Raw genomic sequence first — 12,310 nt, 5'->3', positions numbered from 1 at the left:
TCGCTGGCCTTCACGCCATCGGGAACTACACGGGGTTTTGAACACCATCCCTAGAGTGGGCCGCTTCCTATCCTTAGCTCCTTCGACGATGGGGGAGCAGCATGCGAAATGCTTGGCTAGTGGTGACACCCTGACACCCCCTCATCGACCATTAGCCTGTAGAGGTGCCGCCCGATTCAGAATCAGGTGTCAAAGCTACTTCGCCGTCGGCATCACGAACTCGGCGCCCTTCGCAATCGATTCAGGCCAGCGCTGCATGATCGATTTCTGCTTGGTGTAGAAGCGCACGCCCTCTTCGCCGTAGGCGTGCATGTCGCCAAACAGGCTCTTCTTCCAGCCACCAAAACCCTGCCAGGCCATGGGCACGGGGATGGGCACGTTGATGCCCACCATGCCGACCTGGATGCGCCGCGCGAATTCGCGCGCCACGTTGCCGTCGCGGGTGAAGCAGCTGGTGCCGTTGCCGAACTCGTGGTCGTTGATGAGCTGCACCGCTTCGGTGAAATCCTTGGCCCGCACGCAGCTGAGCACCGGGCCGAAGACCTCTTCCCTGTAGATGCGCATGCTGGAGGTGACGTGGTCGAACAGCGTGCCGCCCATCCAGAAGCCGGCCTCGCAGCCCGCGCCAGCGGCCTTGCCCTGGAAGCTGCGGCCATCGACCAGAAGCTTCGCGCCTTCTTTCTCTCCGGCTTCAATGTAGCCAGTGATGCGCTCGTGAGCCACACGGGTCACGATGGGGCCCATCTCGGCGTCGAGCTCCAGACCATTCTTGATCTTGAGCGCCTCGGCCCGTTTCTTGAGCATCGGCATGATCTTGTCGCCCACGTCGCCCACCAGCACCGCCACCGAGATCGCCATGCAGCGCTCGCCGGCCGAGCCGTAGGCCGCGCCGATCAGTGCGTCCACGGCCTGGTCGAGGTCGGCGTCGGGCATCACCACCATGTGGTTCTTGGCGCCGCCCAGGGCCTGCACGCGCTTGCCATGGTGGGCGCCGGTCTCGTAAATGTAGTTCGCAATGGGTGTGGAGCCGACGAAGCTGACGGCCTTCACGTCCGGGTGCACCAGCAGCGCGTCCACCGCCTCCTTGTCGCCCTGCACCACGTTGAACACGCCATCGGGCAGGCCGGCCTGCTTGAGCAGCTCGCCCATGAGCAGCGCCGGCGAGGGGTCGATCGGGCTGGGCTTCAAGATGAAGCTGTTGCCTGCGGCAATCGCCACCGGGAACATCCACATGGGCACCATGACGGGGAAGTTGAACGGCGTGATGCCGGCGACCACGCCCAGCGGCTGGCGAATGGTCCAGTTGTCCATGCCAGTGGAGACCTGGTCGGTGAAGTCACCCTTGAGCAGCTGCGGGATGCCACAGGCGAACTCGATGATGTCAATGCCGCGTGCCACCTCGCCTTGCGCGTCGGTGAACACCTTGCCGTGCTCCAGCGTGATCAGGCGGGCGAGGTCGTCCTTGCGCTGGTTCACCAGCTCGAGGAACTTGAACATGACCCGCGCACGGCGGATCGGCGGCGTGTCGGCCCAAGCCGGGAACGCGGCCTGCGCCGCGGCCACCGCCGCGTCCACATCGGCGGCATTGGCCAGCGCCACGCGGGCACTGACGGCACCAGTGGCGGGGTTGAACACGTCCTGCGCGCGCTGGGCGCTGCCAGCGGCGGTCTGGCCGTTGATGAAGTGGTGAATATTTGAAATGCTCATGGTGTCTGTCTTATCTCGAAAGCGTCGGAACTCGAAAATCAGCAAAGGCTGCCGCAATCTGCTCAGTTAACTCGGCATACCTTTGAGTGCTCATGAGCACAGTCAAGCCACCTTGCCCAGAGCACGCAATACCTTCTGCGGTGTGATGGGCTGAGAGTGAACATGCGCGTCAAAAGGCGAAAGTGCGTCATTGATGGCGTTCATCACAGCAGCAGGTGCTCCAGCTGTGCCTGCCTCGCCTGCTCCCTTTGCGCCCAGCTTCGAGGTGGTGGTTGGCGTCTGGATATGGGCTACCTCAATGTCAGGCATCTCTGCCGACATGGGTACCAGGTAGTCGGCCATGCTGGCGTTGATCATGAGACCGGAGTCGTCGTAGAGACACTCCTCCAGCAGCGCACCACCAATGCCTTGCACGATAGCGCCGCGCATCTGCTCATCCACCAGCATCGGGTTGAGCACCCGGCCGCAGTCTTCCACTGCCCAGTGTTTGAGCAGCTTCACAAAACCGGTATCGGGGTCAACTTCTACATAGGACGCCTGCACGCCATTGGTGAAGATGAACGGGAAGTCGCGCTGTGCGTAGTGCCGCGTGACCATTAGCTCGGGCGTGAACTCGGCCGGCAGCGTATCGGAGCGGAAATAGGCGATACGGCCCAATTCAGTCAACGGCAAGAGCTCTTCGCTGGTGCTGGCATCGACAACTCTGTCGCGGTGCACCGCCAAAGTATTGAGCTCGCGCTTAAGGATGATGGCTGCCACCTTCAAGATGTTTTCTCTCAGCGCCTGCCCTGCCAGCAGAACGGCCTCGCCGCCAATGCCGGCACCGCGCGAGGCCCATGTGCCTCCGCCGTATGGAGTAGCGTCTGTGTCGCCCGTGACCACGCGTACCTTACTGATGTCCACACCGACCGCGTCTGCCGCTATCTGCTGGTAGATGCCCTCGGTACCCTGACCCTGTTCTCCCACGCCGATGAGCACTGTAATGTGGCCCTCGGGGTCCAGCCGCACCGTGGCGCCGTCTTGTGAGGCGATGCGCGCGCCACCCACACCGTAGAACGCGGCGCTCGGGTTGGTGAGCTCGATCACCGTGGCAAAACCGATCCCCCTATGAATGCCCTGTGCCCGCAGCGAAGCCTGCTCGGCGCGCAACACGTCGTAGTCCATGAGCTCGCGCAGTTTTTTCAGGCTCGCCTGGTGCGACAGGATCTCCAGCTTGATGCCAGAGATGCCAACAGTGGGGTAGGCGTCGTCTGGGATCACGTTGAGTTCGCGGATCAGTAAGGGGTCCATGCCGATCTTCTGCGCGGCCAGGTCCACCAGCGCCTCGGTCACGGCGCAGGCGATAGGGTGGCCCACGCCGCGATACTGGCAGGTGGGTGTCTTGTTCTGGAATACCACGTCGAGCTTCGCGCGGTAGTGCTTGTGCTTGTAGGGGCCGCCCACCAGGTTGACCACCTGGTTGCCTTCGATAGCGCTAGTGCGCGGGAACATGGAGTACGGACCGATGCCGGTGAGGTCCTGCATATCGAAGCCGAGAATCTCTCCATCGCGGTTGACCGCGATGCGCGCCTTGATGGCGTGGTGCCGCGCGTGGATATCGCTGGTGAAGCTCTCCAGCCGGTCGCCCACGAACTTCACCGGACGGCCCAACATGATGGACAGCGCCACGGTGGCGAAGTCGTCGGGGTACGCGTGGACCTTGATACCGAAGGAGCCGCCAACGTCCTTGCAAACCACCCGGATGGCGCTGGCCGGCAAGCCAAACTGGCGTCCGTAAAGGTCTTGCATCATGTGCGGCGCCTGACACGAGTGGTGCACGGTTAGGCGCCGGTCAGCCGGGCTCCAGTGCGCAATCTGAGCGCGCGGCTCCAGTGTCACGCCGGTGTGGCGGCCAAACTCAAAGTCGATGTCGGCCACAACGTCAGCATCTGCGAAGGTCTTGTCGACCTGCCCTACGTCCAGTGTGCGGGTGAAGCACAAGTTGTCGCCAAGCTCGGGGTGGATCAGTGGCGTGGCCGGGTCCAGCGCGGTGAGCATATCGGTGGCTGCGGGCAGTTCCTCCCAGTCCACTTCGATATACGCCAATGCGTCCTCAGCCTCGGCTCGGGTCTCAGCCACCACGGCCACCACCGGCTCTCCCTGCCAGCAGGCGCGCTCAAGCGCCAGCGCGTACTGCGGTGCTGACTTCATGCCAGCGAGGTGACCCAGCGTGGCCACCCACGGTTTGCAAATCTTGGCTAGGTCGTGCCCGTCGGCCACCAGCAACACGCCGGGCATGGCGCGCGCAAAGTCGGCGTTGACCGAGTTGATGCGCATGTGCGCCACAGGGCTGCGCCAAAACACCACATGGGCCATACGAGGCAATTCGATATCGTCGAGGTACTGCCCCAGACCCTGAGTCAGCCGCTCGATACCGCCTCGCGGCACCGAGACGCCGATATAGCGCTGGTCATCATTGACCGGGGTCAGCGGGCGGCTGTGGTCGACGCCAGGCTCCAGATTGACGGTGTCGCGCTTCATGCGATCTCCTTACGTTGTTGCAGCACGGCGCAAATCGCGTCCACGATGGCGTGGTAACCGGTACAGCGGCAATAGTTGCCCGAGATCCATTCGCGCACCTCTGCACGGTTGGCGTTGGGCATCTGCTCCACCAGCTCTTTGGCCGCCATCAACATGCCTGAGGTGCAGAAGCCACATTGCAGTGCGTTGCGTCGCACAAAGGCGTCTTGCAGATCGCGGATGACACCAGAGGCGCTCACACCTTCGATGGTCTGCACCTGACCACCATCTGCCTGCACGGCCAAGGTGAGGCAGCCGCGCACGATCTGGCCGTTGAGTTCGACTGTGCAGGCGCCACACACGCCGTGTTCGCAGCCGAGGTGGCTGCCCTTAAGACCGAGATCCTCACGCAAAAAATCCACCAGGTGAGTACGCGGTTGCACGCTGCACTGGTGAGGCTTTCCGTTGACAGTGACTTTGATGTGGTAGAGGTCAGCCATGGGGGGTTCCTTGAAAGCTTAGACAGCAGCGACGACAGGCAGCATGCGCTGCAGCAGTACACCGGCCAGATGGCGCTTCGTGTCGGGGGTGTTGGTCAGGTCGGGCAGAGGATCGATCTCGCTGCGCAGGCTGGCCATTGCCTGGGTCACTGAAGCCAGGTCCAGCGTGCGACCGTTCAGCAGCGTTTCGGTCTGGCGGGCTCGCACCGGCGTGGCGTCCACACCCAGCAGCACGATGCGCAGGCCGCGCAGCGTCACACCGTCACGGCGGGCGGTGGCAGCCATGCCCACGATGGCGTAGTCGCCGTGGCGGCGAGCCAGCTCACTGAAGCCGAACCAGTGGTCGGAGCCGGCCAGCGGGATCTCGCATGCAACCAGCAGTTCGTCAGGTTGCAGCGCGGTGCTGTAGAGGCCGGTGAAGAAGTCGTCGGCCGCAATGCGTCGCTCGCCTTTCGGCCCGCGCGCGACCACGGTACCGCCCAGCGCAAGCAGGCAGGTGGGCCACTCGGCCGCCGGATCGGCGTAAGCGATAGAGCCACCCCAGGTGCCGCTGTTGCGGATGGCGCGGTGCGCGATGTGGGGCGCCGCCGCCTTGAGCAGCGGCGCGTGGCTCGCCACTAGCGGGCTGAACTCGATATCAGTGTGCGTGGCCAGCGCGCCGATGCGCAGAACATGGCCCTGCACGCTGATGCCACGCAGGGATTCGATACCGGTGATGTCGACCACCAGCTGCGGCTCGGACAGCCGCATATTCAGGGTGGCCATCAGTGTCTGGCCGCCGGCGAGCAGGCGGGCGTCGTCTCCGTGCTCCTGCAACAGGGAAATCACTTTGTCGATGGAGGCGGGCTTGACGTAGTCGAAGGCAGCGGCTTTCATGGGGGTGTCCTCAAGAAGTCAACAGGGATGCGATCCACACGCCGAAGCCAGTGGACAGTGCGCCCAGCACGAACCACAAGACGCGCACCCCTTCACCGCTGGTAGCTGGCTGGGGCCTCTGAATGGAGCGCGGCACGAAAGCGGGCGACGGCGCAGCGGTGGGGCTGGGCGCAGCTGCGGTCTCCGCAGCCTGCTCGAGCTCAGCCTCCACCACGGGCACACCAACCATCTGCTCGTTGAACGCGGTGAAGAACTGGTCGGCCATCTGCTTGGAAGCGGCGTCAATCATGCGGCCGCCCACCTGACCCAGCTTGCCCCCGATGGCAGCCTGCGCCGTGTAGCGCAGGCGTGTGCCGCCTGCCTCGTCGGTAAGCTCCACGTTCGAATGGCCCTTGGCCATACCGGCTGCGCCGCCCGAGCCCTGAAAACGCAATACGCAGCCTTCGTTGGGGCGGATGTCTTCCATGCGCACATGGCCCACGAAGCGTGCACGCACCGGACCCACCTTCACGGCCACGCGGGCCGTGCGCTCGGTCGGGCTGGTGGCTTCCATGCTTTCGCAGCCAGGGATGCATCGGGTCAAGATCTCAGGATCATTGAGCCCAGCCCAGACCTTCTCGCGCGGCGCGCCGATCAGGATGTCTCCAGTCAATTCCATACCTTGAATCCTCGGGTTTTCACGGGTGTTTTTGTTTACCAGTCGGTTAACAATGGTACGAATCATTGACCGATCGGTAAATAGCGTGCGCATCCAGACAAACCCTGACAGGGAGAAGGAAGCCGGGAAACCAGCAGCTAAAGCCCCGGCCCGCCGGCGCATGGGTGTGGTCGAGCGCGAGCGCCAGATCCTCGACAGCGCCATTCAGTTTTTCTCGGTCCACGGCTTCAACGGCCAGCTGCGCGACCTGGCCAAAAGTATCGGCGTGACCCACGCCCTGCTCTACCACTACTTCCCCACAAAGCAGGCGCTGGTGGACCGTGTCTACCTCGAAGTGTTCGAAGGTCGCTGGCGCGCCGAGTGGGACGCCCTGCTCGACGACCCGGACATGCCGGTGGAAGACAAGCTAACCGCCTTCTACTGGGAGTACGTGACGATCACGCTCTCACAGGAGTTTGTGCGCATCCTGGTGTTTTCGGGGCTGACAGACCACACCATCACCGACCGCTTCTTTGCCATGCTGCGCGTGCGGCTATTCCCGCGCCTGATCCGCGAGACCCGCCGCCATCGCGGCGTGGTCAGCCGCGCCAAGCCCAGCGAGCGCGAGATGGAACTGCTCATGGGTCTGCACGGCGGTTTCTTCTACATCTCCATGCGCCGCTGGATCTACGCGCAGGACGTCTACAGCGAAAGCGCCCACGAGGGCTACGACGAACACCTAGTGCGAGACCGTGTGCGCGCCTACCTGAACGGCAGCCGCGACCTGTTTGCCGACACCACCGGGAGCACGCGCAAGCGCCGGGCGCTGCGCTGATCGATTCACTTTTTTGATGAAGCCGGTGCGGGGGCACCGGTGACTTACCCACCCGGCTGAACCTGTAGCCACCATACCCACCGAGGAGACAACATGAAACTCAAGAAAATCGCATTCGCAACCCTGGTAGCCATGGGCGCAACGATGACCGTCGGATCCGCCCTGGCGCAGCAGCGCGTCACGGTCAACATCGGATCAAGCCACCCCACCACCAACATCTGGGCCTTCGCCATGAAGGAAGTTTTCCAGCCCGAGGTGGACCGTTTGCTCAAAGAAGGCGGTGCCAAGTACGAGGTGCGCTGGCGCGAGAACTACGGCGGTACGCTCTACAAGTTCACCGACACCCGCGCCGCCGTGCGCGACGGCATCGTGGACGTGGGCATGGTCGGCACGGTGTGGGAGAACTCCGCCATGCCACTGCAGAACGTGACCTACTTCACCCCATTCGCCACCACCAACCACGAACAACTCATCGAAATCTTCGACAAGCTCAACGCCACCGTGCCTGCGCTGCGTGACAGCTGGACGGCGCAAAACATGATCCCGCTGTCGTCACTGATCACCGACAGCTACGACATCTATGCCACCTTCCCAGTGAAGGACATGGCCAGCCTGAAGAACAAGCGCATCAACGCACCAGGCACCTCGGCCAACTGGCTGCGCGAGACTGGCGCCACGCCGGTGGACGGCGCGCTGACCACTTACTACACCAACATCCAGACCGGTGTCACTGACGGCGCCATGTCGTTTGCCAGCGGTATCGGCCCAGCCCGCGTGTATGAGGTGGCAAAGCACCTCACCCGAATCGATATCGGCTCTATGTACTTCGGCAGCGTGGCGGTGAACAAAAAGGTGTTCGACGGCCTGCCCAAGGAAGTGCAGGACGCGATGCTGAAAGCCGGCAAGGCTACATCGATCGCGCACGGCAAACACGTCACCAAGACCGCCAACGCCGCCCTTGAAACCATGAAGGCCGCCGGCCTGCAGATCACCGACCTGCCCCAGGCCGAGAAGACCAAGTGGGTCAACGGCCTGCCCAACATCGTGGCGCCCTGGCTGCAGGGCACTGGCGACGCGGGCAAGCAGGTCCTCAAGGCTTACTTCGACGAACTGCGGGCCCGTGGTGTGAAGCCACTGCGCGACTGGGACCTGCAGAACCGCTGACCGGCCCTGGCCCGTCTTCTCCACCCGGTGGCGCTGAAGCGCTGCCGGGTGGCGTTTCTTCCAGCCTTCACAGGTGATCTGTGCACAAAGAACCCGACTTCGCCAGCGAAACCCCCGTGGTCGCCGGCCTCACCAACCCCCTTCAAGGCGTGGCTAACGTGCTCGCCGCCGTGGGAACGGTGTGGATTTTTCTCATGATGCTGCTGATCGTGGCCGACGTGCTGGGTCGCAACTTCTTTGACGCGCCCATCACCGGAGTGGCCGAATTCGCCGCCCGCTCGGTGGCCTCCATCGTCTTCCTGCAGCTGGCCGCGGCCATCTGCTCTGGCCGCATGACCCGCAGCGACTTCCTGCTGCGCATCATCGGCAAACGCTCCCCAGCCGCCTTCAAGGCACTGGAGGTGTTCAACGTCGTTGTCGGCGCGCTGCTGTTCTTCGCGCTGGCCATCATCGCCTGGCCCGAGTTGGTCGAGGCCATAAAAATCCACGAATACTTCGGCGTGCAGGGTGTCCTCACAGTGGTCACCTGGCCGTTTCGCGCCCTCATCGTGCTGGGCTCGGTGGCCGCTGCCGTGGCCTATCTCGCCTGCATTCCTTCGCTACTGCGCCAACCCCCTTTTAACGGAGCGCAGGCATGAGCGAACTGACCATGGGCGGACTCCTGATTGGAGCCCTGGTGTTTCTGGTGTTGTTCGGTCTGCACATCGCGGTGGCTCTCACAGCCGTCGGTTTTGCCGGCATATGGCTCATTCGCGAAGACATGGACATGGCCATGCGGCTCATGTACCTCTCGGCCTACAACGGCGTGGCCGACTACATCTTTGCCACCATCCCGCTTTTCGTTCTGATGGGGCTGCTTGTCTCGATATCCAACGTCGGCAAGGACACGTTCGATGTGGCCGAAACCCTGCTGAGGCGCCTGCGCGGCGGCCTAGGCGTGGCCACCGTGGCCGCCAACACAGTGTTTGCGGCGGTCACCGGCGTGTCCATTGCTTCCGCGGCCGTGTTCACCCGCGTGGCTGTGCCAGAGATGGTGAGTCATGGCTACCGCGCCAGCTTTGCCGCCGGCACTGTGGCAGGCAGCTCGGTGCTGGGCATGATGATTCCACCCAGCCTGCTGCTCATCATCTACGGCGTGCTGGCCGAGCAGTCCATCGGCACCCTGTTCATCGCCGGCATCATCCCAGGCTTCTCCATGGCGGCAGCCTTCGCCGTGATCATCATGCTGATGGCCAGGTTCGCGCCCGGCCTGGTGTTCGACCTCAAGCGTCATGCCCAGCTGGCCGCCGAGCGCAGCACCGCGCGCCTGCTCACCACCGCCGAGATGCTGGCTAAGCTGGTGCCCATTGCCGCCCTCGTGGCACTGGTGCTGGGCGGTCTGTATTCGGGCTTCTTCACGCCCACCGAAGCCGGTGGCGTGGGCGCTTTCGGCGCCCTCGTCATAGCCATCCTGAGGCGCAGGTTGGGCGGTGGCAACCTGTGGCGCGTGCTCACCGAAACCGGCTCGGTATCGGTCGGCATCCTGATACTGCTGGTGGCAGCGGGCTTCTACAGCCGCATGTTGTCGGTGGCCGGCGTGCCCATGGCCATCAGCGACCTGGTGCAGGACGCAGGCCTGGGTCCTTACGGCTTCCTGTTCCTGTATGTGGTGATCCTGCTGTTGCTCGGCATGATCCTGGATTCGAGTTCCATCTTGTTGATCATGACGCCGGTGGCAGTGCCGATTGCTGAAAGTCTCGGCTTCAACCTGATCCACTTCGGCATCATTACTGTCATCGCGGTGGAGATCGGTCTGCTCACGCCGCCCTTTGGCATCTCGGTGTTCACCGTCAAGTCCACCCTCAACGACCCCAAGGTGTCGGTGGAAAGCATATTCGCCGGCACCATGCCCTACGTGATCGTGATGCTGGTCGTTTTGCTGCTGATCGCCCTCTTCCCTGCCATGGCACTGGCGCTGACCTGAGAGGCACCGGGGGCCGTCCCGGTTCGTGATCGGGTGAGAACGGAGCACGGGGGCAACCCCGACGGAAACGCAAATGGAAAATCTCGACCTGACCGTCCTGCGCACGCTGCACGGCTGGCGCGCCAAGGGGCAGCGCGCCCTGCTCGCCACCGTGGTGCGCACCTGGGGCTCGTCACCGCGTCCAGTGGGCTCGATCATGGCGCTGTGCGAGAACGGCGCCGTGGCCGGCTCGGTCTCGGGGGGCTGCATCGAAGACGACCTGATCTACCGCTACAGCCGCTCCCACCAGGCCAGCGCTGCCGCGCCCGTGGCGGGTATCACACACGACATTCCGGACAGCACGCCGCAGCGCGTGAAGTATGGCGTTAGCGCCGACGAAGCCCACCGCTTCGGTCTACCGTGTGGCGGCACGCTGGAGCTGGTGCTCGAATTCAACCCCGAGGCGGCCTCGCTGCTCACGCTGGTGCAGTCGCTCGCCGATGGCCGCATGGTCCAGCGGCGCTCCGGGATCGCCGACGGTCAGGTTGAGCTGATCGAGGTCAATGCGCCTTCACCCCTGATCGACGACGGTGATGTGCTGGCTAACACCTTCGGCCCCGAATACCGCATGCTGCTGATTGGCGCCGGCCAGCTCACCGAGTACCTGGCCACCATGGCCGTGTTCAGCGGCTTTGCCGTCACCGTGTGCGACCCGCGCGAGGAGTACCGCGCGTCCTGGTCGGTCCCCGGTGTGACGCTGCTCACCGGCATGCCCGACGACGTGGTGCACGATTACAAAGTTGACCGGCGCAGCTGCGTGATCGCGCTCACGCACGACCCCAAGCTCGACGACCTTGCCCTACTCGAAGCGCTGGACACCGAGGCCTTCTACATAGGCGCCATTGGCTCGCGGCGCAACAACGAGGCGCGCCATGCCCGCATGATCGAACACTTCGAGCAGACGGTCGAGCGCCTGGCGCGCCTGCGCGGGCCGATCGGCATCTACATCGGCAGCAAGACGCCACCCGAAATCGCAGTCAGCATCATGGCGGAGGTGTTGGCGGTAAAGAACGGCGTTCCGCTGCCGCGCGACATGGACGTGACGCACGCCAAGAACACACTCGCTGATGGCACATCCATGCAGTCTGGCTCGACCTGCTTATCTCTCTCCGATTCGCGGTGAAAACTCCGGCCAAGCACTGCAAGCGCGTCAGTGTTCTCGTACTGGCAGCTGGCGCGGGGCAGCGTATGGGACGGCGGGCCAAGTGCTTGCTGGAGGTACAGGGCCAGACTCTGCTGGAGCGCCTGATGCACTCAATTTGTAGCGTGGGATTCCACAGGTGCGTGCTTGTGCTTGGTCACCATGCCGCCGATATCCAGGCCCACGTTGCTCAATGGCCTGCGAAGTTGATGACGGGACAGGTGGTCAATCCATCGCCCGAAGAAGACACAGCCACTTCGCTACAAGTCGGCTTGCAGGCACTGGATAGCGACACGCAGGCCGTGATGGTGTTGTTGGCCGATCAGCCCTTAATAAATGCTGACGATATCGGCGCGGTATGTGCTGCGTTCAAGGGCTGTCCGCCAAACTTCCATGTGTTGATACCCATGGTAGGCGGGGTGCCGGGTCATCCGGTCATGTTTGATGCAGCAGTACGTGCAGATCTGCTCGCAGCGCCCGGCACCAGCCTGCGGCGGTGGGTTGCCGCTCACCCGAACGAGACCCTGAAATGGGCCGTGGACAACCCACATTACACGCGCGACCTCGACACACCCGAAGATGTTGATGCTCTTGCCCGCGAAACTGGCTGGTCCATCAACTGGCCGCGGTCTACTTAAAGCCACGTCGATCTTCTGAACCAGTCAGGAGTAGAGGTTGGGGAGTTGTTTCACACGGTATTCAACGAGTGGAAGCCGCCAGATGGGCTGAACCGCCACCGACCAGATGGCAGCGACAGCTGCATCGGGCCGAACCCTTCCATTCACCCGGGTACCCCGAGGCGGATTGAGGCTGAGCAACACATGCAAGCCAGCACCCCAGCGTTCCACCAGCGCAACGTACTGCCTCCGTAAGGGGCGGCCACATGTCCCCTCGCCTGGCAAAAGTGTCATTCAGCACTGCACGAGTGCTTCGCCAGTGCTACGGAGAT

The 12,310-nt window shown here is 63.3% G+C and carries 11 protein-coding genes; 6 read left to right on the top strand and 5 right to left on the bottom strand.

Translation table 11 applies throughout. The features are described 5' to 3' along the window. Positions 1-195: 195 nt before the first annotated feature. From QUV35_RS04150 to QUV35_RS04130, 5 genes are all read right to left on the bottom strand, one after another. Positions 196-1,707: a CoA-acylating methylmalonate-semialdehyde dehydrogenase gene (locus QUV35_RS04150; RefSeq protein WP_300871065.1), complete on the bottom strand. Its 1,512-nt coding sequence runs from the start codon at positions 1,705-1,707 to the stop codon at positions 196-198. Between the two features lie 102 nt (positions 1,708-1,809). Continuing rightward, positions 1,810-4,227 (bottom strand): xanthine dehydrogenase family protein molybdopterin-binding subunit, encoded by a 2,418-nt coding sequence (locus QUV35_RS04145; RefSeq protein ID WP_300871064.1) that lies wholly within the window; start codon positions 4,225-4,227, stop codon positions 1,810-1,812. After that, on the bottom strand, positions 4,224-4,706 hold the full coding sequence (locus QUV35_RS04140; protein ID WP_300871063.1) for a (2Fe-2S)-binding protein: 483 nt from the start codon (positions 4,704-4,706) through the stop codon (positions 4,224-4,226). Before QUV35_RS04140 ends, QUV35_RS04145 begins: the two co-directional genes overlap by 4 nt. An 18-nt stretch (positions 4,707-4,724) precedes the next feature. Beyond that, positions 4,725-5,582 carry a xanthine dehydrogenase family protein subunit M gene (locus QUV35_RS04135; protein ID WP_300871062.1) on the bottom strand — a complete coding sequence of 286 codons (858 nt, stop codon included), beginning with the start codon at positions 5,580-5,582 and terminating at the stop codon, positions 4,725-4,727. Between the two features lie 10 nt (positions 5,583-5,592). Beyond that, a complete protein-coding gene (locus tag QUV35_RS04130) occupies positions 5,593-6,306 on the bottom strand; it encodes a CoxG family protein (protein ID WP_300871061.1) in 714 nt (237 codons plus the stop codon). 94 nt (positions 6,307-6,400) lie between these two features. Between QUV35_RS04130 and QUV35_RS04125 the strand changes: the two genes are divergently transcribed. The 6 genes from QUV35_RS04125 (at position 6,401) to QUV35_RS04100 (ending at position 11,999) form a co-directional block, all read left to right on the top strand. Continuing rightward, positions 6,401-7,054, top strand: a complete 654-nt coding sequence (locus tag QUV35_RS04125; protein WP_300871060.1) for a TetR/AcrR family transcriptional regulator — start codon at positions 6,401-6,403, stop codon at positions 7,052-7,054. A 93-nt stretch (positions 7,055-7,147) separates the two neighbouring features. Further along, complete coding sequence (locus tag QUV35_RS04120; protein ID WP_300871059.1) at positions 7,148-8,218, top strand: C4-dicarboxylate TRAP transporter substrate-binding protein; 1,071 nt, start codon at positions 7,148-7,150, stop codon at positions 8,216-8,218. An 80-nt stretch (positions 8,219-8,298) separates the two neighbouring features. Beyond that, positions 8,299-8,856, top strand: coding sequence for a TRAP transporter small permease subunit (locus QUV35_RS04115; RefSeq protein WP_300871058.1), 558 nt, complete (start codon positions 8,299-8,301; stop codon positions 8,854-8,856). Next, a complete protein-coding gene (locus tag QUV35_RS04110; protein ID WP_300871057.1) occupies positions 8,853-10,181 on the top strand; it encodes a TRAP transporter large permease subunit in 1,329 nt (442 codons plus the stop codon). The genes QUV35_RS04115 and QUV35_RS04110 overlap by 4 nt, the downstream gene beginning before the upstream one ends. 73 nt (positions 10,182-10,254) lie before the next feature. Further along, positions 10,255-11,343, top strand: a complete 1,089-nt coding sequence (locus QUV35_RS04105; RefSeq protein ID WP_300871056.1) for an XdhC family protein — start codon at positions 10,255-10,257, stop codon at positions 11,341-11,343. Further along, on the top strand, positions 11,340-11,999 hold the full coding sequence (locus QUV35_RS04100; protein ID WP_300871055.1) for a nucleotidyltransferase family protein: 660 nt from the start codon (positions 11,340-11,342) through the stop codon (positions 11,997-11,999). The genes QUV35_RS04105 and QUV35_RS04100 overlap by 4 nt, the downstream gene beginning before the upstream one ends. Positions 12,000-12,310 lie beyond the last annotated feature (311 nt).

Origin of the sequence: Hydrogenophaga sp. (assembly GCF_030373225.1) — a bacterium.
Classification (GTDB): domain Bacteria; phylum Pseudomonadota; class Gammaproteobacteria; order Burkholderiales; family Burkholderiaceae_C; genus Hydrogenophaga.
Note: the sequence above shows the minus strand (reverse complement) of the source record. Positions and strands in the feature narration are given on the sequence as shown.